Annotated in this window: 19 protein-coding genes; 13 read left to right on the plus strand and 6 right to left on the minus strand. The window is 53.4% G+C overall.

Going from position 1 to position 23,691, the window contains the following annotated elements:
- The first annotated feature begins 73 nt into the window (after positions 1-73).
- The 3 genes from gpt to ACI3K0_RS25130 all read left to right on the plus strand — a co-directional run bounded on the left by gpt (position 74) and on the right by ACI3K0_RS25130 (position 6,429).
- Positions 74-571: a xanthine phosphoribosyltransferase gene (gene gpt / locus ACI3K0_RS25120; protein ID WP_148146364.1), complete on the plus strand. Its 498-nt coding sequence runs from the start codon at positions 74-76 to the stop codon at positions 569-571.
- A gap of 749 nt (positions 572-1,320) precedes the next feature.
- Entirely contained in the window at positions 1,321-5,133 is a 3,813-nt protein-coding gene (locus ACI3K0_RS25125) for a vitamin B12-dependent ribonucleotide reductase (protein ID WP_404946418.1), read from the plus strand.
- A 288-nt stretch (positions 5,134-5,421) separates the two neighbouring features.
- A complete protein-coding gene (locus ACI3K0_RS25130; RefSeq protein ID WP_404946419.1) occupies positions 5,422-6,429 on the plus strand; it encodes a recombinase family protein in 1,008 nt (335 codons plus the stop codon).
- A gap of 75 nt (positions 6,430-6,504) precedes the next feature.
- Here the strand turns inward: ACI3K0_RS25130 and ACI3K0_RS25135 are convergent, their stop codons facing one another.
- The 3 genes from ACI3K0_RS25135 to ACI3K0_RS25145 all read right to left on the minus strand — a co-directional run bounded on the left by ACI3K0_RS25135 (position 6,505) and on the right by ACI3K0_RS25145 (position 9,988).
- Positions 6,505-8,286 carry an ATP-binding protein gene (locus tag ACI3K0_RS25135; protein ID WP_404946420.1) on the minus strand — a complete coding sequence of 594 codons (1,782 nt, stop codon included), beginning with the start codon at positions 8,284-8,286 and terminating at the stop codon, positions 6,505-6,507.
- Positions 8,287-8,290: 4 nt separating this feature from the next.
- Positions 8,291-9,253, minus strand: coding sequence for an SIR2 family protein (locus ACI3K0_RS25140; RefSeq protein WP_404946421.1), 963 nt, complete (start codon positions 9,251-9,253; stop codon positions 8,291-8,293).
- Between the two features lie 168 nt (positions 9,254-9,421).
- Positions 9,422-9,988 (minus strand): hypothetical protein, encoded by a 567-nt coding sequence (locus ACI3K0_RS25145; RefSeq protein WP_404946422.1) that lies wholly within the window; start codon positions 9,986-9,988, stop codon positions 9,422-9,424.
- Positions 9,989-10,338: 350 nt separating this feature from the next.
- On the opposite strand from ACI3K0_RS25145, the gene ACI3K0_RS25150 reads away from it, so the two are divergent.
- From ACI3K0_RS25150 to ACI3K0_RS25180, 7 genes are all read left to right on the plus strand, one after another.
- Positions 10,339-11,004: a thermonuclease family protein gene (locus ACI3K0_RS25150; RefSeq protein ID WP_404946423.1), complete on the plus strand. Its 666-nt coding sequence runs from the start codon at positions 10,339-10,341 to the stop codon at positions 11,002-11,004.
- 35 nt (positions 11,005-11,039) lie between these two features.
- Positions 11,040-12,494, plus strand: coding sequence for a hypothetical protein (locus ACI3K0_RS25155; protein ID WP_404946424.1), 1,455 nt, complete (start codon positions 11,040-11,042; stop codon positions 12,492-12,494).
- Complete coding sequence (locus ACI3K0_RS25160) at positions 12,475-13,293, plus strand: hypothetical protein (protein ID WP_404946425.1); 819 nt, start codon at positions 12,475-12,477, stop codon at positions 13,291-13,293. Before ACI3K0_RS25155 ends, ACI3K0_RS25160 begins: the two co-directional genes overlap by 20 nt.
- Positions 13,293-14,693 (plus strand): methyl-accepting chemotaxis protein, encoded by a 1,401-nt coding sequence (locus tag ACI3K0_RS25165; protein WP_404946426.1) that lies wholly within the window; start codon positions 13,293-13,295, stop codon positions 14,691-14,693. The genes ACI3K0_RS25160 and ACI3K0_RS25165 overlap by 1 nt, the downstream gene beginning before the upstream one ends.
- Positions 14,690-15,685, plus strand: a complete 996-nt coding sequence (locus ACI3K0_RS25170) for a hypothetical protein (RefSeq protein WP_404946427.1) — start codon at positions 14,690-14,692, stop codon at positions 15,683-15,685. Before ACI3K0_RS25165 ends, ACI3K0_RS25170 begins: the two co-directional genes overlap by 4 nt.
- Positions 15,669-16,706 carry a DUF2971 domain-containing protein gene (locus ACI3K0_RS25175; RefSeq protein WP_404946428.1) on the plus strand — a complete coding sequence of 346 codons (1,038 nt, stop codon included), beginning with the start codon at positions 15,669-15,671 and terminating at the stop codon, positions 16,704-16,706. The genes ACI3K0_RS25170 and ACI3K0_RS25175 overlap by 17 nt, the downstream gene beginning before the upstream one ends.
- 344 nt (positions 16,707-17,050) lie before the next feature.
- Positions 17,051-17,572: a PIN domain-containing protein gene (locus ACI3K0_RS25180; RefSeq protein WP_404946429.1), complete on the plus strand. Its 522-nt coding sequence runs from the start codon at positions 17,051-17,053 to the stop codon at positions 17,570-17,572.
- Positions 17,573-17,835: 263 nt separating this feature from the next.
- Here the strand turns inward: ACI3K0_RS25180 and radC are convergent, their stop codons facing one another.
- Both radC and ACI3K0_RS25190 read right to left on the minus strand, forming a co-directional pair.
- Positions 17,836-18,504: a DNA repair protein RadC gene (radC, locus tag ACI3K0_RS25185; RefSeq protein ID WP_404946430.1), complete on the minus strand. Its 669-nt coding sequence runs from the start codon at positions 18,502-18,504 to the stop codon at positions 17,836-17,838.
- Between the two features lie 141 nt (positions 18,505-18,645).
- Positions 18,646-19,017 (minus strand): hypothetical protein, encoded by a 372-nt coding sequence (locus ACI3K0_RS25190; RefSeq protein ID WP_404946431.1) that lies wholly within the window; start codon positions 19,015-19,017, stop codon positions 18,646-18,648.
- A gap of 1,065 nt (positions 19,018-20,082) precedes the next feature.
- Between ACI3K0_RS25190 and ACI3K0_RS25195 the strand changes: the two genes are divergently transcribed.
- From ACI3K0_RS25195 to ACI3K0_RS25205, 3 genes are read left to right on the plus strand one after another with little or no spacing between them, the layout of a single operon-like run.
- Positions 20,083-20,409 (plus strand): hypothetical protein, encoded by a 327-nt coding sequence (locus ACI3K0_RS25195; protein ID WP_404946432.1) that lies wholly within the window; start codon positions 20,083-20,085, stop codon positions 20,407-20,409.
- Positions 20,409-22,346 carry an AAA family ATPase gene (locus tag ACI3K0_RS25200; protein ID WP_404946433.1) on the plus strand — a complete coding sequence of 646 codons (1,938 nt, stop codon included), beginning with the start codon at positions 20,409-20,411 and terminating at the stop codon, positions 22,344-22,346. Before ACI3K0_RS25195 ends, ACI3K0_RS25200 begins: the two co-directional genes overlap by 1 nt.
- A gap of 39 nt (positions 22,347-22,385) precedes the next feature.
- Positions 22,386-22,784 (plus strand): hypothetical protein, encoded by a 399-nt coding sequence (locus ACI3K0_RS25205; RefSeq protein WP_404946434.1) that lies wholly within the window; start codon positions 22,386-22,388, stop codon positions 22,782-22,784.
- On the opposite strand, the gene ACI3K0_RS25210 is transcribed toward ACI3K0_RS25205, so the two are convergent.
- Positions 22,765-23,085, minus strand: coding sequence for a hypothetical protein (locus tag ACI3K0_RS25210; protein WP_404946435.1), 321 nt, complete (start codon positions 23,083-23,085; stop codon positions 22,765-22,767). The two genes, ACI3K0_RS25205 and ACI3K0_RS25210, sit on opposite strands and share 20 nt — an antisense overlap.
- Between the last annotated feature and the right edge of the window lie 606 nt (positions 23,086-23,691).

Genomic DNA, 23,691 nt, shown 5'->3' on the forward strand with positions numbered 1-23,691 from the left:
GACCGCTTGCCTTTTCCCCTCGCTTGCCGCTATTAGCGAGAGCCAAAGAAACTCTCGTTCTGGCAGCAAATTCATGTCTCTTCCTGAAAAAGCATTTCCCGTTTCCTGGGACCAATTCCACCGCGATACCCGTGCGCTTTCCTGGCGCCTCTCCGGCCTTGGCCAGGAGTTCAAGGCAATCGTCTGTATCACCCGCGGCGGCCTGGTGCCGGCGGCGATCATCTCGCGCGAACTCAATATTCGTCTCATCGATACGGTCTGTATCGCCACGCGCCATGACTATGTCGACCAGGGCGAAACCGTGCTTTTGAAAGGCATTTCGCCCGAGCTTTTGGAAAACGGCGGCGAAGGCATTCTCGTTGTCGACGACCTGACCGATACGGGCAAGACGGCAAAGGAAGTGCGCGAGATGTTGCCAAAGGCACATTTTGCCTGCGTCTATGCCAAGCCGACCGGCGTGCCGACGATCGACACCTTCGTCACCGAGGTTTCCCAGGACACCTGGATCTATTTTCCCTGGGACATGGGCTTCACCTATCAGGAGCCGATCGCCAAGGGACACCGGGGCTAGATTTCCAAGACTTGAGGACCACAACAGATAGTGGCCCCATTCCATTTCAACCACGAGCCGCAGGATATGCGCTGACGCATACCCTGCCCTGTCGTTTTGATGTCAATAGCTGGTCCGTCATCCACAGGATGGCGGACTTTTCTACATTTAGAGGGCCGTGTTACCCATATGTCTCAATATGGTATGGCCAAGTGCTAAAATGCCCGTTCAGAAAGGGCTTCCAGAGCCGCCGATCTGCCCCGATCGTGCCACAATCGAATTTCGCAAGCCTCGCGCAAGCTTCAGCTCCGGTCGCCAAGCACTTGAGAATCCTAGCTGTTTTTTATTCCCCGTTATCCACAGGCATCAGCCACAATATCTTGTGGTTTAGAAACTCCTACCGGCTACGGCTTGACCGAATCAGGATGCGCGGCCATGAATAAACGCATGTTGCGGCGGCGACTGGACCGGGAGTAACGAGGCCGGTTCTTTTTCGAGTTTTATGGAAACAATCGAGCGCAGGGCTTGTTCTGACAGACAGCCGGGCGACGGATTTCCGTGCGCTTTGAAAATCATCGCCAAGACGGCGATTGGGCTGGCATAAACATGTTGTTAATACTATATTTAGTGTTGGCAGCCATTATCCAGCACAATATACAGATAGACATCCAATGAGTCTGGATGAAATTTCAGCCGGCTGCCCATGATGGAGAGCAGCCGCATCGAACCCGTGCGCCTATATGGCGACAAAGGATGAGGGACTAGAGGCAATGCGCATCGAACGTCGTTTCACGAAGCCTGAGACAGGCGCCTACGGAACTATCGAGTTCCGCAAGGCGACCAGCGAGATCCGCAATCCGGACGGTTCCATCGTCTTCCGTCTTGCCGATATCGACGTGCCGTCGCAGTTCTCCCAGGTCGCGACCGACGTTTTGGCGCAGAAATATTTCCGCAAGGCCGGCGTTCCGAAGATCCTGAAGCGCGTTGAAGAAAACGACGTCCCGTCCTTCCTGTGGCGCTCTATCGCCGATGAAAAGGCGATGAAGGATATTCCGGAAGGCGAGCGCTACGGTTCCGAAACCGATGCCCGCCAGGTATTTTCGCGTCTTGCCGGCACCTGGACCTATTGGGGCTGGAAGGGCGGCTATTTCTCGTCTGAAGACGACGCTGCGGCCTTCATGGACGAGCTTGCCTATATGCTCGCTACCCAGCGCGTAGCGCCGAACTCCCCTCAGTGGTTCAACACCGGCCTGCATTGGGCTTATGGCATCGACGGTCCCGGCCAGGGCCATTTCTATGTCGACCCCTTCACCGGCAAGCTGACCAAGTCCAAGTCTTCCTACGAACATCCGCAGCCGCATGCCTGCTTCATCCAGTCCGTCGGCGACGACCTGGTCAATGAAGGCGGCATCATGGACCTGTGGGTTCGCGAAGCGCGTCTGTTCAAGTATGGTTCCGGCACCGGCTCCAACTTCTCCCATCTGCGCGGCGAAGGCGAAAAACTGTCCGGCGGCGGCCGTTCCTCCGGCCTGATGAGCTTCCTGAAGATCGGCGACCGGGCAGCGGGCGCCATCAAGTCCGGCGGCACGACCCGTCGTGCGGCGAAGATGGTGGTTGTCGATATCGACCATCCGGATATCGAGGAATACATCAACTGGAAGGTCAAGGAAGAGCAGAAGGTTGCTGCCCTTGTCACCGGTTCGAAGATCGTCGCCAAGCACCTGAAGGCGATCATGAAGGCCTGCGTCAACTGCGAAGGTTCTGACGACGACTGCTATGACCCGCTGAAGAACCCGGCCCTGAAGCGCGAAATCCGCGCTGCCAAGAAGGACCTGGTTCCGGAAAACTACGTCAAGCGCGTCATCCAGTTCGCCCAGCAGGGTTACAAGGATCTTCAGTTCAAGACCTATGACACGGACTGGGATTCGGAAGCATACCTGACCGTTTCCGGCCAGAACTCCAACAACTCCGTTTCGCTCAAGGACGACTTCCTCAAGGCTGTCGAAAACGACGGCGAGTGGAACCTGACCGCCCGCAAGGACGGCAAGGTCATGAAGACCCTGAAGGCCAAGGATCTGTGGGAACAGATTTCCTATGCTGCATGGGCATCTGCCGATCCGGGCATCCATTTCAACACGACGATGAACGACTGGCACACCTCGCCCGCCGGTGGCCCGATCCGCGGCTCCAACCCGTGCTCGGAATACATGTTCCTGGACGACACGGCCTGCAACCTTGCTTCGCTCAACCTTCTCCAGTTCAAGGACAAGGCAACGAAGAACATCGCGATCGCAGACTACGAACATGCCGTTCGGCTGTGGACCGTCGTTCTCGAAGTATCGGTGATGATGGCGCAGTTCCCGTCGAAGGAAATCGCCGAACTCTCCTACCAGTACCGTACGCTCGGCCTCGGCTATGCAAATATCGGCGGTTTCCTTATGTCGTCGGGTATCCCGTACGATTCCAAGGAAGGCCGTGCGATTGCAGGCTCTCTGACCGCGATCATGACCGGTATTTCCTATGCGACTTCGGCTGAAATGGCTGGTGAGCTTGGTCCGTTCCCGAATTTCGCGCCGAACCGCGAAAGCATGCTGCGGGTCATCCGCAACCATCGCCGCGCAGCCTACGGTGAAACCACCGGCTACGAGCAGCTCTCCGTCGATCCGGTTCCGCTCTATCATTCGGAAAACCCGGACCAGACGCTGTCGACCCATGCCAAGGCCGCCTGGGACAAGGCGCTGGAACTCGGTGAAAAGCACGGCTACCGCAACGCCCAGACGACCGTTATCGCGCCGACCGGCACGATCGGCCTCGTGATGGACTGCGACACGACCGGCATCGAGCCCGACTTTGCGCTCGTGAAGTTCAAGAAGCTCGCCGGCGGCGGTTACTTCAAGATCATCAACGGTGCGGTTCCGGAAGCTCTGCGCACGCTCGGCTACACCGAAAGCCAGATCGCCGAAATCGAGGCCTATGCCATCGGCCACGGCAACATCAACCAGGCACCGGGCGTCAACCCCGGCTCGCTGAAGGCCAAGGGCTTTTCCGACGAGAAGATCGAAGCGATCAACGGCGCCACCAAGGCTGCCTTCGACATCAAGTTCGTCTTCAACCAGTGGACGCTCGGCACCGACTTCCTCAAGAACACGCTGAAGGTCACCGACGAGCAGCTCGCCGACATGAGCTTCAACCTGCTCGAGCATATCGGTTTCTCGAAGAAGGACATCGAAGCTGCCAATATCCACGTCTGCGGTGCGATGACGCTGGAAGGCGCGCCGTTCCTGAAGGACGAGCATCTGGCCGTCTTCGATTGCGCCAATCCCTGCGGCAAGATCGGCAAGCGTTATCTCTCGGTCGAAAGCCATATCCGCATGATGGCGGCTGCCCAGCCGTTCATCTCGGGTGCGATCTCCAAGACGATCAACATGCCGAACGATGCGACCGTCGAGGATTGCGGCGCAGCCTACATGCTGTCCTGGAAGCTGGCGCTCAAGGCCAACGCTCTCTATCGCGACGGCTCCAAGCTCAGCCAGCCGCTCAATGCGTCGCTGATCGACGAGGACGATGCGGAAGAGGCTGTCGAAGAGCTGATGCAGCAGCCGATTGCTGCCCAGGCCGTTCAGATCACCGAAAAGATCGTGGAACGCGTCATCGAGCGCGTCACCCGCGAGCGCGAAAAGCTGCCGAACCGTCGTCAGGGTTACACCCAGAAGGCCAATGTCGGCGGACACAAGGTCTATCTGCGCACCGGCGAATTCGGTGACGGCCGGATCGGCGAGATCTTCATCGACATGCACAAGGAAGGTGCTGCCTTCCGTGCGATGATGAACAACTTTGCCATCGCCATCTCGCTGGGTCTGCAGTACGGCGTGCCGCTGGAAGAATATGTGGAGGCCTTCACCTTCACCAAGTTCGAGCCGGCCGGCATCGTCACGGGCAACGACGCGATCAAGAACGCCACGTCGATCCTCGACTACGTGTTCCGCGAACTTGCCGTTTCCTATCTCGGCCGTCATGACCTTGCGCATGTCGATACGTCGGACTTTTCCAACACGGCACTCGGCAAGGGAATTCAGGAAGGCAAGACGCAGCTCGTCTCGACCGGCTGGACCCGCGGCTACAAGCCGACCCTGATCCAGGGTGGTGCAATGGGTGGCTCCGAAGCCAAGGGTGCAGCCACCGCCGCCCCTGCCCGCGCTTCGGCCAGCGTCACCTCGATCGCCGGCAACACGGCCCGCAAGCTCGAGCCAGCAATGGCCATCTCGACCTCGGAAGTCGTTTCCTTCAAGCGCGATTATGAGGAGCGCGCCAAGGAACTGGCCGAAGAGATCGCGGAAGAGGTGAACGCAGAGGTCGTATCGGAAGAAAAGCAGGTCGCAACAGCGCTCTTCTCCGACAAGGCCGAAGCCGACGCAGCCGCTGCCAAGACCGAAGCCAAAAAGGTCGAAGCCGACCGCCGCATGAAGTCGATCATGCAGGGTTATACCGGCAACATGTGCTCCGAGTGCCAGAACTTCACGATGGTGCGCAACGGCACGTGTGAGAAGTGCGACACGTGTGGTGCTACGAGCGGTTGCTCTTGATAATTGCAGGGATAAGTGGCGTTGTGGCCGAAAGCATAGTTCGGCCACACGAAAGCATAGTTCTTCCTCAAAGAACGCAACGGATTGCCTCACGGTCGAAAGACCGTGAGGCAATCTCGTTTAAGGACCTACGTTTTGTAAAAGGATAGCTAGGCGGATCGGCCTTCTGAGGTGATCGAGGCAGGCATCGAAGCCCGCCCTTTGAACAGACGACCCCAGGGTCAAACCAACACGTGCACAAATCTGCGTCGTGGTACTTTGCCTTACCATTGTTATCGGGAGGCCATTATGTGCAAAAGAGTGGTTATCTACGCGCGGTATTCAACAGATCAACAGAACCCAGCTTCAATCGAAACCCAGCTCGACCTGGGAACTTCGTTCATCACCGAGCGTGGTTGGAAACTGTGCGGGACATATCTTGATGCGGGCGTCAGTGGCGCTAATTTTGAAACACGGCCAGGCCTTCAAGCCGCGCTGACGGGTGCTCGAGCAGGAGCATACGATGTCCTACTGTGCCTCACGCTTGATCGCCTCTCGCGAGACCTCGAACACAGCGCCAAAGTTTTGAAGCTGCTCCAGTTCCACGAAATAGAACTATGGACCGTGCACGGCAATGCCCAAGTGTCATCCATGGAGCTTGGCCTGAGAGCAGTCCTAAATAGCGAGATGCTGGAACAGGTTCGATATCGAACCAGGGAAGGCATGAAAACTGTAGCAAAGAATGGTCGAGTGCCAGGCGGCATTTGTTACGGCTACTCGATCAAAAAGATGATTGGTGCCGACGGCGAACCGATACGGGGCCTAAGGGATATCAATGCCGACGAGGCGGCTGTGATCGTGTGGATATTTAAGCAATATGCGAAAGGCTTCAGCCCTGATGCCATCGCGGAACTCCTCAATGAGCAAGGTATACCCGGCCCCCGTGGGCAGACTTGGAGAGGAACCGCCATCCGCGGGCATCGTCGAAGAGGCAGCGGAATCTTGAACAACCAGATGTACATCGGTCGCTTGGTGTTCAATCGGCTTGCATATCGAAAAAACCCTGTAAGCGAACGTCGGGTTTCTAGGCTTAATTCGCCGGAGCAGCACATTGTTCAAGAGATCCCGACACTCCGAATTATCCGAGACTCACTTTGGAAAAAAGTGAAACGTAGGCAAGCCTCACCGCGCCAAAAGATAACGACGTTGCCCCCCCAAAGGCCGTTGAGCGGATCTAGCTCCCCCTTTAGTTCCACGGAAAAGGCGCTGAATTCGAAGCTATCGTGTATGGCGAGGCGTGAGACCGCGGTCAGATAGCCAAGCTATCGGCACGATCAAAATCACCGATTTCCAGTGAGCTGCACAAGGAACTCCATCGCGTGACGCACCTTGTTAACTGCGTGTTTGCCTCCTCATATTCTCCACGGCTTCCACGATATCGACCTCGGCTTTTGGCTCTTCCCACCGCTGCCAGAAGGGTATGGTCGCACTGCGTGGTACATTCGTTGGCTTGTCGAGTTTGATGCGCGTGGGGAGCAATACCGCATCTCCGACCACAACGGCCTCACCCACATCCAGCGTAGGTAAGATCTCCATCAGACTTTCCAGGCTTTCGGGCAAAAGCTGCCGAACAACGGCTTGATCGACTTTGTTAGCTAGACGCAGACTGACGATGTTTCCGCATTGGCTGAGGATGGTTGTGCTGACGTCGGACGGACGTTGGCTAACGACCATGAGGCTGACACCGTACTTTCGACCCTCTTTAGCGATCCGCTCGAAATTCTCCAGAGCGCGACGCTCAAGTGGGCCAACTTCCGATTGCTTGCTCGGCAAATAGAGATGCGCCTCATCACAAATCATGACCACTGGATGGCGTTCGTCGCCAGCATCACCTGGACGGCTCCAAAACTGGATCTGGTACACCAGTCGCGCCACTAAGCCGACTACGACAGGAAGGACGTCTGAGGGCACTTCCGAAAAATCTACAATCTTGATGCCCGTATTGATATCGCCGTCCATTCCAGAACCGAGCAATTTTTCCGCAAGAATATGGAGGGCATCATACTGCTCGTACTCTTCGGGCGGCTGATACATGAAAGCATAACGGCGATCTGCAAATTTCGTGCGCATTCTAACAAGGAAACGAGACAGTTTGCCATGCAATGGCCCCTTCTCCATCTTGGCCTGGCCTTTACGTGCGCCGGACTGAAATACCTCTCCTGTATCTGTTTCGTCCTCATTTTTGGCGTTGAGCGACGCTACAAGATCAGCCAATTTGAATGGTACCGGGGTGTCGACCGTAAAACCTTCGAGCAAATCCGGTTTGTCGAAATCCTCAATCGACTTTTTCTTCAGATCAATGACAGATTCCATTAGCGCCAGAGCCTGATTTGGCGCGTTGTCACCCGAGCGATCAATGAAAAGCGACTGCATTTCCTCGTAGGTCAAAAGCCAGAACGGGAGGAAAAGAGACTGATCTGTCGGCGTCTTGAGATCGCCAATACCAGCGATCCTGAAGTGCCGTGCGAACGTCATTGTCGAGTATTCACCGTGGAGGTCTAGCACTATCGCATTCGCATGTGGAAGCTGCGCCGCCTGTTCAAGAACGGATGCGACAGCGAATGACTTCCCTGAGCCTGTGCTGCCAAGTAGAGCCATATGTCGCTGGAAAAGTTTGTTGCCATCGACATAGGCGATGGCGCTCTCGTCGAGAGTGTACCGGCCCACTCTGAGTGGGACTTTCGATTGCCCCATGGTGGAAGCGCTCAAGATTCCCATGAAAGCTTCAAGCGCTTTCTCGTCAAGGGGATATACGGGTCTGTTAATTTCAGGAAGTGAAAATATAGCGCGTGAGAAGACGTCCCGCCGCACCCCGTCTCGGGCTCTGTAGGTGCCAACAAGACTTACCGTGACACCGTTTTCTTCGACAGGTAGGTCCGTAGAAGGTTCAAGGTTTCCTTCGATCTCGATCTGTGCAACTTCGATTGCGTGCCGCCAAACTCTCTCGATAATTCCAATTAGCCACTCGTCACCGAGAGACTGAATGGCTACAAGCCGTCCAACCCGCGCCTTTTGCAGACGCTCAGCGTCCGTTACTCTCACAACAATTTTCGAAGTCTCAACGCTCCTCACTTCCCCAAGTGACTGCTCCTGCGAAAATTCAAATATGGCCATGAGTTCACTCCAGGAAAAGTTTAAGGAACGAGTCTAATTCCCACGCGGGATCATCGATCTGGTGAATCTCGCCATCAACGTGACACTGCGCTCCATCACCATCACGAGCGATCGCTATGACGTGAGGATAGTCTTTGAGTAGGGCTTCAATTTTGAGCGTAAATGTTCGCGTGAGAATTAACATGGGCATTCGGTTTCCGAGACGCTCGGTAATGACACCTTGCAGGTGAGCATCATTAAAACCAAATCCGATACACATCAGTCCTGACGCGTCTCGCAATACGTTGTTCATTTCCGCACGAACAGAATCGAAGAGACGCTCAATTAAGGCCTCCTCGTATTTGGTTGGTCCAGGGATAACGATAGCGCGTGAAGAGGCTTTTCTGTAGTCGAGTATCTCTACAGGCCCAGAGGTAGTAGAATGCCACGTTATTGAACCGTGGGGTTTCATCACCCTAACATTCGGAACCTTGCGATACTCAATTTGGATCGCTTTTTTGCCAGCGACGTTTTCCGGCCTAAAATGCGTCCTGTACACCGCATCTCTGCGGAAATGACGGTACCTATGCCCTTCAAAGCCTGTATCAATCGGCAGTCGAGCAAGATCGCAGAAGAGCTCGATCAAAGTATCATAGTTTGTCGTTATGACAGGAGCACATTCGCTGTTCTGCGGAATCCCATTAAACAATAGCCGAAGTAGTCTGGCTGGAGCCGCTTGATCTGGGCTTCCTGATGCTCGTATGTCGTCTTCCGCGCTTAAAGTGCGGTCGCAGATAACACCTGAAATCAGGCGGCGCACCTCTTCAGTGAGTTCCGACCGTGCCCCCGCCCCGATGGGTATCTGGTTCAGTCCACTTTCAAAATCGTCCGCGATGGCGGCGCTGTGTTGATCCCATAACGCCATGGCATCGGCGGAAATTCTCGATGTTTTGAACTCCGTAAGCAAATGAGATGCGAGTTCGCCCATTCCTGGGAGCCCAAAACCACAAGAGAAACCGCTTCCGACAAGAAGCACTGGAGATGGCCTGAAGAGCGCCTGAATGCGCCTTACAATCTCTTCTGGTATCACCTCAGTTCCTCAAACTTAATTTGGCGTGGGTCGCGCTTAATTCGGGCGAAGCAGATAACTCATCATTTACAGACGCTTCTCAATCGCTTCCACAGTATCTTGCGTCACGATCACGTAGTCCACGACCGTGCTTTGATCAGGGGCAAAATCGTAGGAATGAATCGCGCGTTTGTAGGTGGAATAAAGCGACTTGATGACGTCTGCCATCTCCGATGAGATAGCATTCACCTCACAGAGTTGATCGGCAGTCTTGCGACCGCTTCGAAGGTCAAGCCAGACGTTATGCTTGTCACCCAACCGAACCAGAACCTCTTGCACCTGCTTCCACGAGAATACGACGGCACCCGCAGGATCATTCTGGATCATTTTTTCCATGGTTTTGTCGAGCGCTCTCTTCGTAGGAGCGGCAATGCCACCTTCGGGAGCTTCGGCGAGACTTTCGGCCGCCTCAATGATTTCAGCTTTCAAAATCTTATTGAAAGCTAGACCAGTGCTTCCAATGTTCATGTGTTCCAGCCGACTTAGTAACTGTGAAATTTCTCGCCTCAACATCATGACGACAACGACAATGGCTAGCGGCCACCCTATAGCTCCGACGAGGGCGGCTACCGCATTGATAGTTTCAGCGTGCATTGACTTCTTCCTGGTTCACTACTGACGCTCAATGGCAGTGCATCTCGCCTGCCTTTTTATCCATGTGGCAGCATTTTCCTGGCGGAGAATCTTTGCGGCAACCTCCCCCATGCGCCAAAGCATCCGAACAAAACGCGCTGACAAAAAGCACGGCAAAAATCACTCTCAGAACTGGCATTAACGCCCCCAAATGAAACCTATTTAACGAATCACGCCCCAAAGCAATTCAACCATTGCGAGTTACACATCTCAATGGCTTCGTAAATTAATCATTAATGTGCGAAACCCTCACGCGAGATTGCCAAATGGACACAAGTTGAAATACGATCAGCATAAGTTGGGGGTTCAACTTGCTGAAGTACATCATCATTTCATGTCTGGTGGCATTTGTGCTGCCAGCTAATGCATATGCGTTTTCTGACGTCCGTATAGTCGATGGCGACACCATTGACGTCGATAACGTCCGATATCGGTTGCATGGTATCGATGCCCCAGAGGCTGGGCAAAGTTGCAAAGCTACCAGAGGTGGCTCTTGGAATTGCGGTAAAGCTGCAATCGAGAAACTGGAGACCTTGATCGCAGGCAGATCGGTCAGATGCGAGGCACGCGGCAAGGATGCCTACAGCAGAGTAATCGGCGTCTGCTTTGCCGATAAGATCGATATCAATTCTGAAATGGTCGCCGCCGGCATGGCATGGGCGTTTAGACGATATTCGATCGATTATGTCGCCGTCGAGGAAAAGGCTCAGGCGGATAAGATCGGCATCTGGCAGAAAGAGACCCAAACAGCCTGGGATTATCGTGCCGCTCGATGGGCCTCCCCCTTAAACAATGCGCCTGATCCAGATTGCCCCATTAAGGGCAACATCAATCGGAAGCAGGAAAAGATCTACCATACCCCTTGGTCCAAGGACTATGCCAAGACGAAAATCGACACTGTGAGTGGCGAACGTTGGTTTTGTTCAGAAGACGAAGCCATCGAGGCAGGATGGCGAGCGCCAGCCTGGGGACACTGAGTCACTTCCCGTTCGACACGAAAGCACTTCGATAAATGGCAGCCCGATTTGAATCGCTCAACAAGTTGTTCGAGAGCCTCCGTGATACCAGTCACGACTTTCGCGTAACGACCAATCCCTTTCCGCCCCTTGATCCAGAGAAACTGACGCGTTCTCTGGAGATAGAGGACAAAGGTGCTGAGAACGGAAAACAGGATATCCCGCCCGCGTCGGCGAAGGATTTCGACGATGTCGAGCGGGTGATTGTTGAGCGCATAGAAAACCAGCGCGATGACTCCTATCAAATCATGGAGGATCAGCTTTCAACGTTCTCCACCCGACTTCGGAACCTCGATTTCGATGGTCATTTTGGTCAGATCCAGATAGCCAACCACTCCAGCGTCAACGACTTTCGCGCTGATGTCGCAGGTGGCCGCGATGAGCTACATGGACTGCGTAAAGGGTTACGCGAAGCGGATGTCGAACTCGCGGACTTTCGCGAACGTAATGGATTGGAGAAGCGTGTTGCTCGAACCAAGAGCACCACAGCGACAGCGATTAAGTGGCTGATCATTGCCGCACTTCTTGTCATTGAAACCTGGGTCAACGGCACATTCCTTGCGAAAGGAAGCGATCAAGGTTTCTTGGGAGGCATAATGTACGCCTTCGCGTTTGCATTCGCGAACGTGATCTCGACGGTGCTCCTTGGGCTCTTCGTAATTCCTAGAATTGTGCACAGAGCCTTCCTCTGGAAGCTCGTGGGCTTCTTGGGCATCATTCTATGGCTTGCCGTAGCAATCTCCGTGAACCTCGTCATGGCTCACTACCGAGAGGTCTCAGCCTCCCTTGTCGATGAGGTGGGACCCGAGGTGATGCGACGCCTATGGGACGCCCCGCTTTCGATGAATGATATCGATTCGTGGGTTCTGTTTGTCAGCGGGTTCATTTTCTCGCTCATCGCGCTGGTCGACTCGCTGCTGATTTCGGACCCCTACCCCGGTTATGCCGGCACCCATAATCGTTATGTAAAAGCCCGAAACGAATACATCGACCGAAAGCTCGATCTCATCGCAGACCTCAAGGATATCCGAAACGATCACAACGAGAAGATCGAATGGATTGTCCGCGAGCTGTCGACGCGACGCAAGGAATGCGCGTCAATTTTGGATAATCGTAGCCGTATGGTGAAGCTCTACGCGGAGCACCAGGATCACCTGGAACAGGTGGGACGGAAACTTCTCACGACCTATCGCGAAGCCAATCGTCAGTCGCGCTCTGCGTCACCGCCCAAATACTTTTCCACGCAATACAAGATGCAAAAACGAAGCATCATCATCGACACTTCTGATGACTGGAGTGACAAGGATCTCGCCGAGAGAATTCAGGCAGCTCAACTCGAACTGGGCGAGCAGATGAAGCGAATTAGCCAGGAGTTCGAAGACGCCGTCACGGCCTACCATCAACTCGACAATCTATTCCCGGAGACGATCAATGGCCCGACCCAGGCGTAAACGTAGAGGAAGTTCCTCTTCTCCATGGGCGGCGATTGCCATATTCGCTCTCGTTCTTTTTATCGCTGTGGCTGCATCGGCCTTGGTCTACCTTAAAGTCCGGGCTGGAGACGAGGTTGCCACGGACGAGAATCTCTGCCCAGTAACTGGTCCGGTATCAATGTCGGCGATGCTGCTCGATGTAACTGATCCCATATCGGAAGTGACCAAGCTGGATCTGCAGAATCAGTTCCAGAAAGTTGTGGCACAGGTACCCAAAGGCGGCCTCATCGAGGTCTACTTCCTGACTGAAAGCGAAGGCCAGCCGAAGAGAACATATTATGGCTGTAACCCGGGTGACGGCAGTTCAGCCGACCCTTGGACGACCAATCCTCGCAAAATCCAGGAGCGATGGAAAAAGGCTTTTTCCGATCCTTTGGAGAAGATGGTCGATAGCACCGATACTGCGCAAGCGGCCAAACAGTCACCCATCATGGCTGGTATCCAGAAGATAGTAATTGCAAGTCTTTCAAGCGACGGCGCTTCTCAGATTCCCCGGACGTTGTACCTTGCTTCAGACATGATGGAGCACACCGACGCTTACTCGATGTACCGCAACGGCACCGGATACGGTGCTTATGAGAAAAGCCCAGCGCGTGATCGCTATCGGACTCCGCTCGATGGGATCGGCGTAAAGGTTCTGGCCTTTCAACGCCCAAACATGCCTCCAGCAAACGAGATCGCCGAGTTTTGGCTGGCTTGGGTGAGAGCCAATCGTGGCGACTTTATCGGCTTTGAACGACTGACAGGAGTAAGGTGATGGCATCGGTCGATATCAAAACCGCCATACGGACAAACGGCCCAATAGCAATCTTCGTCATTTTGACAGTGATGGGGTCGGCCATCATATGGTTTGGCAAGCTATACGATATGGACATCGTCTTGGTGACGGCCGTGCCGGTCATCTTGATGCTGTTGTACTTTGCTCTCAACATGCTGCCGGGTATTCGGCTTCACAACGAACAAGCTGGCGACAACCTTTATTATATGGGCTTTGTCTTTACGCTCACCAGCTTGGGCATCTCCCTCTATAAATTTACTGGCCAAGCATCGATCGAAGATGTTGTCAGAAATTTCGGCATCGCGATCATTTCAACCATTATGGGGATCGCCCTACGCATCTTCTTCAATCAGATGCGCCGTGATCCGGTGGATATCGAAAGGGCCGTCCGCCACGAGCTTGCAGAGATGACGCGCCGTGTTCGAAGCGAGCTGGATTCCTCTGCGATGGAATTCTCCAGCTATCGCCGCACAAGCAATCAGATGCTTTCCGAGGGTTTCGAGGAAATCGCGCGGCAGGCTGAAAGAAACGGTGAAGCTGTCAGAGCCTCTATTGAGGCCATGTCTTTGAAGGCAACACAGCCCATTGAGGAAGCTTCGGCGCGATTGGTGGCGACGCTAGAGCGCACCCATGAGCAGATCAGCGCATTTGCGGAAAAGAATGCGAAAGCTGTCGCCGAGATCACTGATAGCCTCAATGGCTCTGTCGAGAAGGTTGAAGAACGCATCAGCAAGTTAGCTTCAGCTCTTGACGTTGCCGCAGAAAAATATGGCAAAGCCAGATCACCAGAGGAAATAGTGAAAATCGAGGTAGCTCCCGCGGTAGAGGAGCTTCGCGGTCTCGTAAAAATCACCACGGACGCAGTTTCCGACAATGCTCGGAGCACTCAGGAGACCGCAAAAAAGATCCTGTCTGCGCTAGGCCCCTTCAAACAAACCGCAACCAGTTTGGACAAGCTCAGCGATCGTATAACCAGCGCCAAGGATAGTGAAACGAGGTCCGCCACCGCGATGGGCGATCTTCTGGCAGGCCTTGAACGCGTGATCCCCGCGTTGACCGCAGGACAATCTTCGCATGCTGAGAATCTGAGGAGGATAGAAGCACTTTCCACCATGTTGGCCAATGGTTTGGCTTCCAGCAGAAAGGCGGAGGAACGAGCCATATCGTCGGGTAGCAAGATTGAGGCCTCTCTCAAGAGCATCGAAGCCAAGATGCCCATCGTCACGCCTCTCGAGGCTGCCATTCAGAATAGCCCAAGCACAAACGCCTTGCCCCTCGATCCCAACCTATCTCCCCGCCTAGACCACGATTCCATCCAACTGCCTGATACCGTCATGTCCGATGACGATAAGCCTTCACGGAGCTGGTGGAGACGATGAGCGACAGCGCCACTAGTATTGAGACTAAGGGATATAATCGAGGTTTGATCCTCGGCTTCACCATGGCTGAGTCCCTACTGCTCGTCATCTTCTGCCTTCTGCTAGTAGCTGGCGCAGTAATCGCCGCCGAGCGACAAAAGGCGGTGGATGCTCTCCGTGCAAAAGAACAGCAGGCTGTTGAGACTGTTTTGGCGAGAAAGGACGTGGAGGCTCTTCAAGCTGAAGTAGAGACGCTGAAACGACAGCTAAAGGCCTTCGCCTCGGTTGAAACCCCTGACGATTGGAGAGAGCTAGTCGTAGCGAAAGATACTCTCACGAGCGTTCAAGAGAGCTTGGCTTTGACCCGAGCCGAAGACGTGCTGGCACGAGTAAATGAGCTCGTAGCCGCGGAGAAAATGCGTGATACTGCGGCGGAAGATGTAAAGCGCCTCCAGGCTGAATTGGCCGCTATGACGGCAAAAGCAGAAGCGTTGGACCAACGGCTTGCATCGCTGGGTGAGACGTCAAAGCCACATGAGTGGCCACCAATCATAAGTCTCAGTGAGGCGAACGGAAACTATTTCACATCTGGCAGCGCCGAGCTCACCCCGTCGTTCTCCAGTAAGCTAAGTGGTTCGATCTCAGATCAGATCGCCGCTAATTTGAAGAACTACGGTGCCGACATCGTGGAGGTTATCGGTCACACTGATGAGCAACCGCTCTCTCGGCCAAATTCCAATATGGACAAGAACTCTATCAATGTCCTTGCGTCACAAGCTGCGGTATCAACGCTGGTACCTGCCGATAACGCAGGGCTTGGCCTCGCAAGAGCGATCTCTGTTGCCAACGTTCTGAAAACCAACGCCTCTCTCGAAGGAATAACGGTTCTTCCGCTTTCCGCTGCTCAGTTGATCCTTCCTGGTGATGTCTTGACGCTGGGTGAAGCAGGCGACGTCGAAACACGTCGGCGCATCGAAATCCGCATTCGACGCCGAGATGCGCCAGCTCAATGATATGGACGGCCACTCCATCATGAAGATAGTCCAGCCACCCAAACTGCTTTATCGATATCGACCACTCGACGACCAGCTCCTAAATCGCGAGATGGAAGCTCTGAAACAAAGCTACCTTTTCTCGCCTTCGTTCAAATCAATGAACGACCCGATGGAGGCGTTCTATGAAACGGGTGGACCCAGCGACCATATTATCGATGCCCTGTTTTTTGGCGGTGGCAAAAAGCTTACCGCAATTTATGACGAGTTTTCCGCACTTATCGATAAGTTCGCGCTGGTTTCGTTTTCGAGCTCGCACGAGGACCTGCCACTATGGGCTTACTATGGCAGCAACTTCGCAGGTATGTGCCTTGAATTCGAGACATCTGAGCTTAGCATCGGCGATTTCCAGGGTGAGCAGTTGCTACCCGTCTCCTATGCAAAGTCAGCTCTTCCCCCGTTAACGATGGCCGATTTTGGTGGAGATCGCCTCAAGAACTCCATACATGCCCGCATTACCAGAAAACGTAGCGAATGGGCCCATGAGAAGGAATGGCGATATCTGACTGGCGAAGTCGGCCCTAAACACTACGTCGATGGCGCATTGAAGCGCGTATTCCTTGGTCCGCGTATAACTCCAGACCATGCGTCAGCAGTGTGTGAGACCTTGGAAAGTAGACAGGTCGAAGTTCTGCAGGGTTCAGTCGATGGTTATGAATTAAAATTCCGTACCTTGAAGGCGAGCGTACCATTGGAAGATTGCGAGCGTGTCGGAGCCGGAATATTCGATCCCTCCGATCATTCCTTTGCTGAAACCGATATAACGAAGTTCCTCTCTGTCCCATACAGCACACTGATGTCGGAGTGCAGACGCATCGCGCTTGACCCCAATCTCGAAGCAATTGAAAGCATCGATATTTCCGGGTCAAAGGCCGATCTGATCTATCTTTTGGCCACATACAAACTTCGAAATGGTCGTCTCATTTTCCGCAAACGGTATTATGACAAACATCTGATCGCGAGAGACATCTCCGATCAATAGCGGTATACTTGGCACGCCCTGATAGCTCAGTCATCAAGTGGCCCACCCTCAGCTAGAAAATCAGCCGCCCTCTGCTTCAGCGGCGGCTTTATGAATCGAATTTCGAAAGTACCATCAAAATCGACGACTGCCTGCGGCTGAGATTTTGCAGCGTCGAAAACTTCGCGAATAGCTTTTTCGGCTTCACGACGGCTCCACTCCTGTCGGCAGTCTGACAACTTGCACCTATTTGCTTAGAATTCATTAACCAAACTGTCGTCTGCTACCTATCGTAGCAAACGAGGCATTATCGCGCCGTATGATTTCAACCAAATAATAGCGGAGCACCGTTCAGGGGCCAACACATGAATTTTGGCACGTTCATCTTAGACACTAATATCGTCAGTGAAACACAGAAACGTAAGCCACATCCGCGTATCATTCAGTGGCTTAAGAAAACTGAATCCGTCGCGATCCCCTTCCCTGTGATTTTTGAAATCGAATGGGGAATAACGAACAAGAGCCGAACGGATCCAGCTCGTGCGGCCCAGCTCCGTTACTGGTGGGACCAGCTCATGAAAACCGAATTCGAATATCCGATAATGACGCCGCGTGTGGCCGCACTCGAAGCTAGAATGGCTGTCGAACCTTTCCTGAAAAATCTCTGGCTCAATTACGCTAAAGGCCGGCAACGCCCTCCTGTTCAAGATCTCAAGATAGCTGCGCTTGCTGTTTGCTATGGCATGCCAATAGCAACCTTGGACACGCGGGATTTCGCATTGATAGATCGATACTTCCCTCTTCCTGGGGTATTCAATCCCGCGATTGGAGAATGGATCGTGCCGTATTCCAAGGTAGGTCGCGTGCCACACCTTACCGCTGCCTAGTCACACCGACTGCTATCTCGGTCGTCAGGGTGAATCGGTGAGACGTTCAATGCTTCGATGTCAGACCACTGCCAATAGGTACGTCAACTTCCCGTCTTCCTGACAAGATGTCCTCAGCCTCAACTGTGGCCATATGGATGAGATAGGACAGCATGGCCGCCCCCTCGCTGTCAGACCGTTGCCGTAGCTCCTCTAGGCGACGTCTGATTTCTTCGATATTTTTAGGATCAACCATGCGTATCTCCAACTCGTTGCCGATGCGGTTAGATTAGACCCAACGCCCTCATACTGGCATGGCCATTGCGCGATACTATCAGATGATCATGTAGCTCGATGCCCATTGGCCTCGTCATCATAAGGATTGCCTGGGTCATCATGATATCGGCCGAGGACGGCTTCAAATTTCCGCTCGGATGGTTGTGCACGAGAATGATAGCAGATGCTGAAAGTTCAAGCGCTCGCCTAACAATCTCGCGCGGGTAAACTGATACGAAGCTCTCCGACCCATGACAGTGAACCTCATCTCCCACAAGCGCGTGGTGTTTGCCTAGAAACAGGATCCGAAATAGCTCTCGTCGCTCGCAGCCCATCATCGCACGGCAATAATCAATGACCGCCCTCGATGAGGACAGAACTGGCTCGCGCCGAACTTTGTCCTTCAACGCACGCTGACTTGTTGTCGCGATCATTTTCAGATCGAAAGCAACGGATTTCCCGACTCCCCTCGTCTGCTCCAACAAATAAATGGGAGCATTGAGAACGGCCTCTATCGTTCCAAACCTGTCCATCAATTGCTGTGCGGCTTGCTTCGCATCCCCCCGAGGCTTCAGGCGAAACAGAATGAGTTCCAATACCTCTTGGTCATCTAAGACGACGTCACCGTGCGCCCTATACTTTCTGCGCAACCGATCAAGGTAATCTGATGGACGCATCAACCTCCCCAAAAACAGAGAAAATCAACATCACGACCAATTACAACCTAAGCGCGACGATTTGTCACCCGATAGATTTGAGGGAGACTGACCATATGCTTCGCGTGACAGAGGGGGCGTTTGGACGCCCCCCTCAATTCTTCAAGAGGTTTTCTTCATGCTAGCGGACGAACTCGCTGGCATATTGCAATTCTTGCTAGTCATGGCTGACTGGATTGCCTGTACTTTCCCTTTTGCGACCGCGACTTGCCCTTCTTTATCCCCCCCAAATGTTGACGACATCGGCACTCCGATCAGGAAGACGCCAACTGCATCGCCAGTGGCAGCCTCGCTCTGAGCTTTGGACACAGCCGCGAGGCTCGTCTGCTCCTTGATCAATTCCTGCGCGAGATGTTCGCATCCATAGTTCGTATATGCTGCCATTGGAATGTCGGCAGGAACGATCGCGTCTGGGCGCTTTGCACAGCCAGACACTGCCAGCGCAAGCGCCAGCATCAACAAATTTCTCTTCATTATTTCCCCATTGCCCTGGCGAAGAATTCGCCGTGGATCAGAATGCTACCAATCCATTGCCTGTCAATCGCCGCAGTAAGATTTGCCACACATCTGGACAACATTAGGAACGGGAACTGCTGAGACCATGACCTTTCGCAGCCGATCGTTGCGTTAACCAGACTGGGTTTTAGAAACCAATCTAATAGGCCGATCCACGCGCTTGACATGTGACAATGTTCCCTATATGTTCCGCCCCATGGCTATGAACCGCACACTCACCGATAGCATCCTACAGCGTGAATCCCGCAATGATGCCGCGTGCGATTTCCGAATAGGCCAGTTCTGAGCTCTGAACCTTTCAAGTGTTCTTCGGCGATCAATATCGCCAGTATCAGGACGAGCGTATCATGTCCCGTGTTCATGTATCCCTTGCGGGCCCTTGGCTTAGCCGAGTCCGCGCCGATGCCTCTACTAATAGCTTTCTGCCACGCCATTGCGTTCGCTGTGACGGACCCGCCTTATTCCGGTCCCAAGCAGCCCGTGACTTAGCATGCCTTCTTGATGTTGATCCATGTGTGGAATCCTGGTCATGCCTGCCGGCGATGATCCGAGTAAGTAGGCGATCACACATCCCCGACTTTGCAATCCACATGGGCAGCGAAGTAATTTTTGCGGACGCCCTACCCCCTCCTAGCTGGGTCTCGGAAATGCCATTCCCCGCAGGCTATCAATACGGCTTCAATTCTCAGGCAGGCCTTCAACCGTATATCCTCGCCAATGCAAAAGACCTCCTGCAATACGCATCTCTCTCTGTGACATTGGGGGATCGCGTACGTCTCCTGGCGTGCCTTGACGAGCATGGGTCCTTGCCGCTTTCGGCTTGCGCACAAGTCATTCGGAATAGCATTGATCCTGTCGGAACCATCGCCGCTTTGGCCCTGCGCCGCGTGTTGGTCATAGATCTCGATGATGGTCCAATTGGACCACAGACGCGGGTCACCGCGGCCTAAAAAATCCACCATCACCTCGCTGAAGCAACTTTGCTGCGGTCTCCACGGAGACCGCAATCCAAGGAGTATTGTCATGAATTTGAAACTGACCGATCGGCAGGTCCGGGATCTTGACCATAAAATCATGCGTTATGGTCAACTCTTGTCAGACCTAAAGGCGCTGAGAAAAGGCCATGAACCATCGCCTAGCGTTCTCGAACTCGCCCCAACGTTAGAAAACTGGTCTTACACCACGAGACCAGTGTCCTGCTTGAGCGGCCTGTTTTTCGACCACCCCAAAATCGATGACTGGCGTCCCGGCATCACCAGTGAGGTGTTCTTCATCGATGCCGAGCGGGGGTTCGTGAGAACACGATCACGATTTTACACCCTCGGGTCCAAGGCATCAGAAACGGCCTGATGCCGCTCATTGTTGAAACTCGAGGTCCGTTTCAAATGGTAAGATTGCCCAGTAACAAACAGAAATCATCCACTTATCAACATGCCCTTGAGCGCACTGTCCGACGTGCGCTCAAGGCAGCTCCGCAATTCGCAGATGGCGGCGCAGGAGCTGTCGTTCTGGTCGCACCGGAAGATTATGACCTGAGCGACTATGGAGAGATCCTCACGAGGATCGTCTCCACGAACAATGAAGATTTTTACAGGTCAGATTCGGGTCTGCTGTACCTGTGGGCATCCGATAGCGAAGCAAAGGTTCTGAAATCTTTCGATAAAGAGTTTCAGTCCAACCACCGCGTCATCGTGATCACGGAGACAAGGCAAAACCTTCCCGCTTTGATCAAGGTCGCGACTGACGCCGTTATTGATCTTCAGGCGATTACGCCACAAGATTTCAGAGCAGCATGTAAGGTTGTCCTGAAGCTTCGGATGAGCTTGCGTCAAGCACGACAAGCTTTCCGTTTTCCATCGGAATTGGTCTGGGCGGCATTACGTCCAGGTCGAGCGATGGATGAAGTGCTCTCCCGTCTCGAACATGCCTCGGACCATCTACAAAGGCCTCACCCCGCAGTGCCGCCTACTCTCTCGAAAATGCATGGATATGGTGAGGCGAAAGCCTGGGGTCTCCAGCTTGCTGGAGACCTGAAAGACTGGCGGAACGGATCTATCGCCTGGTCCGACATTGATAGCGGAATTCTTCTGAGTGGGCCACCCGGTGTCGGGAAAACGGTGTTTGCACGGGCGTTGGCTCATGAGTGTGGCGTCAGTCTGGTCGCCACGTCTTTAGGCCAGTGGCAAAGCAAGGGACACCTTGGCGATCTGCTAAAGGCCATGAGGACGGACTTTGCCAAAGCGAGGCAGTTATCTCCATCGATTATCTTTGTCGATGAGATGGACTCGTTCGGTGACAGATCAACGTTCCGAAGTGATAACGCTGATTATTCCATCCAGGTGGTCAACGCGCTTCTCGAATGTCTCGACGGGCTTGGAGACCGCGAGGGCGTCATCGTTGTCGGTGCAACAAACCATCCATCGCGCATTGATCCCGCTATTGTAAGGTCGGGGCGATTGGACCACCATGTCGCAATCCCCGTGCCATCTGCAGATGATCGTGTCCAGATCTTGGCACAACTCGCCTCTTGCACCGTACCATCAGCTTTGATCCAGCCAATCAAGCTGGCCACTGAGGGGATGACCGGAGCAGACCTCGCGAAGGCGGTTCGTGCTGGACGCCGTGCCGCCAGAAAGAACCGACGTCAATTCGAGATGGCGGACATCATCCCGTTCTTACCCACGACGGTTCCAGTGGAAGGCGAATTTCGTAGGATGGCCGCAGTCCATGAAGCTGGACATACCGTTGTTGGTCTCGCGCTCGGATGCGGTGAATATCTCGGGACCGTTGTTCCACACCATGTAGTCGCCGGCTCAACGGAGACGACTTTCGGAATCGCCCATTTCCGATTTCCTGAATTTGAGAAACGTGATCGCCAAGCCTATCTTGATCGAATTGCTATCACTTTAGGCGGTATCGCTGCTGAGGAACTTTGGCTTGGCAGTTTTGGTGATGGCGGAGGAGGCGGAAAGTCGTCTGACTTGGCAGTGGCAACTAGGCTAGCAACCCTGATGGAGACGTCGCTCGGGATGGGGTCAACGTTGCGCTACAGCGAGGCCTTTAACGACAAAGAACTTGAGGCGCTGCGACGGTGTAATTCAAGGCTGAGACAAAGGATCGATGCGACTTTAGCGGAACAGTTCGCGAGGGCTAAAACGATCCTGGAAGGCCGACAGGTTTCCGCTTCGAAATTCATCAGTGAGCTGGTTTCGACTGGTTTCCTGACGCCGGAGATTCAGGAGCATGCTGTCGAAAGCAGTAATATCGAAGTCACCGTCTATTCATAAATTTCTGATGTCAGTGCAGTTTTTAAAAAGGGGATATTTATGGGATTCGGCACCGTTTTCAGAAATGAAGAAATCCATTACACCGCTTTGGCAGACGGCGAGATGGAAGATTTCGGCCCTGGCGAGGTGGGAAGAAAAAAGGCCTTTGCACATTTAGCTCACGTAAAAAAGAAAATCATGGACAAGATAGGGGAAAAACGCAGTCGATTGCCGGATCCCCTTAAGGTTATAGAATTTCAGTTTAAAGAGAGCGAAGACCAGCTTAAATCCACGCTTCTGTCCCGCGAATTACTGACCCTTGTAGGTCAAGATGGAAGTATTTCATTCAAATTGGTGGACCGCACCGCTGAAACAGAAGTGGATTTTGGCAGTTTTCTTGAGGTTTTAGCGCGGCTCAAGTTGCCTTACAGCGAAAACGTCAGCCAACCCAAAATTTGAAGTCTACCAGATCATTGCGGAAGCTTTCGCCTTTCAAGGTAATGAACGCTTCCGCCTTTTTATATGTCTCCTCAAAGTCGGAGCGACCGACGTACAATCGCTCGATCACGACTCTATCCATGAGGCATTGAGAACCATATTCATTTTCGATGCACGTCCATAGATGGAGGGCGACATGAGCGGAAGTAATCGTGTCGCTCCAACAGCAGGATTGCTCGTCACGTTCAGCCCACTCGATCCATCGTGCAAGGCCGTAGGTGTCACCCCAGGATAAAGACTGCAAAATAAGCTGGATCGGCAAGGGATCCTCAGTGCAACCTGCCTCTGAAGAGTTAAGGCGATCCACAAAGGATCTCACATCCATCCTAAGACTTATTAGTTCTTCACTGTCAAAGTCGATCATTATTTCAACTACTCAAGTCATCGAAACAATGATGACGACAGATTTCTGCCGGCGCAAATCTCCACTGTTAGATCTCTTAGGACCACGGAGGTTTCAGCGAGCAATGCGTAATCAGCCGTGCCATCAACCTGCTTCACCCTAAGTCGAACGCCTGCGTTAACCATCTTTCGCAACTCCGCTTGTAGCTACGGCCGTCTCCGGGTATGAGCCCGCTGCTGGCCAAAGCGCCGCGCTACAAGGGAAAACAAGATGGCTCTGTTCATATCGAAATCTCAGCAGGACGCCCGTATAACGGCCCTCTAAGGTTTGATATGCCTCATATTGAACCAAGGGTTCAATAATCGGTCACTCCCTCCACCCCAATTTGCTATCACGTTATCTGCATTAGTCGGCCCTTCCGTGTGCGACTATGCACGATCGATCTATGTCCATTCCTGCCTCGACTCGAATGGTCTTGATGCAACCCCAAGCCATAAGGAGGCTTCAGATGACATATTTAGCTAC

This window comes from Rhizobium sp. ZW T2_16 (assembly GCF_044987325.1).
Taxonomy (GTDB): domain Bacteria; phylum Pseudomonadota; class Alphaproteobacteria; order Rhizobiales; family Rhizobiaceae; genus Neorhizobium; species Neorhizobium cellulosilyticum.

What these genes read in the sequence shown, in the direction of transcription:
- gpt (WP_148146364.1), top strand. Translation starts at nt 74, where the DNA reads ATGTCTCTTCCTGAAAAAGCATTTCCCGTTTCCTGGGACCAATTCCAC.
- ACI3K0_RS25125 (WP_404946418.1), top strand. Translation starts at nt 1,321, where the DNA reads ATGCGCATCGAACGTCGTTTCACGAAGCCTGAGACAGGCGCCTACGGA.
- ACI3K0_RS25130 (WP_404946419.1), top strand. Translation starts at nt 5,422, where the DNA reads ATGTGCAAAAGAGTGGTTATCTACGCGCGGTATTCAACAGATCAACAG.
- ACI3K0_RS25135 (WP_404946420.1), bottom strand. Translation starts at nt 8,286, where the DNA reads ATGGCCATATTTGAATTTTCGCAGGAGCAGTCACTTGGGGAAGTGAGG.
- ACI3K0_RS25140 (WP_404946421.1), bottom strand. Translation starts at nt 9,253, where the DNA reads ATGGGCGAACTCGCATCTCATTTGCTTACGGAGTTCAAAACATCGAGA.
- ACI3K0_RS25145 (WP_404946422.1), bottom strand. Translation starts at nt 9,988, where the DNA reads ATGCACGCTGAAACTATCAATGCGGTAGCCGCCCTCGTCGGAGCTATA.
- ACI3K0_RS25155 (WP_404946424.1), top strand. Translation starts at nt 11,040, where the DNA reads ATGGCAGCCCGATTTGAATCGCTCAACAAGTTGTTCGAGAGCCTCCGT.
- ACI3K0_RS25160 (WP_404946425.1), top strand. Translation starts at nt 12,475, where the DNA reads ATGGCCCGACCCAGGCGTAAACGTAGAGGAAGTTCCTCTTCTCCATGG.
- ACI3K0_RS25165 (WP_404946426.1), top strand. Translation starts at nt 13,293, where the DNA reads ATGGCATCGGTCGATATCAAAACCGCCATACGGACAAACGGCCCAATA.
- ACI3K0_RS25170 (WP_404946427.1), top strand. Translation starts at nt 14,690, where the DNA reads ATGAGCGACAGCGCCACTAGTATTGAGACTAAGGGATATAATCGAGGT.
- ACI3K0_RS25175 (WP_404946428.1), top strand. Translation starts at nt 15,669, where the DNA reads ATGCGCCAGCTCAATGATATGGACGGCCACTCCATCATGAAGATAGTC.
- ACI3K0_RS25180 (WP_404946429.1), top strand. Translation starts at nt 17,051, where the DNA reads ATGAATTTTGGCACGTTCATCTTAGACACTAATATCGTCAGTGAAACA.
- radC (WP_404946430.1), bottom strand. Translation starts at nt 18,504, where the DNA reads ATGCGTCCATCAGATTACCTTGATCGGTTGCGCAGAAAGTATAGGGCG.
- ACI3K0_RS25190 (WP_404946431.1), bottom strand. Translation starts at nt 19,017, where the DNA reads ATGAAGAGAAATTTGTTGATGCTGGCGCTTGCGCTGGCAGTGTCTGGC.
- ACI3K0_RS25195 (WP_404946432.1), top strand. Translation starts at nt 20,083, where the DNA reads ATGAATTTGAAACTGACCGATCGGCAGGTCCGGGATCTTGACCATAAA.
- ACI3K0_RS25200 (WP_404946433.1), top strand. Translation starts at nt 20,409, where the DNA reads ATGCCGCTCATTGTTGAAACTCGAGGTCCGTTTCAAATGGTAAGATTG.
- ACI3K0_RS25205 (WP_404946434.1), top strand. Translation starts at nt 22,386, where the DNA reads ATGGGATTCGGCACCGTTTTCAGAAATGAAGAAATCCATTACACCGCT.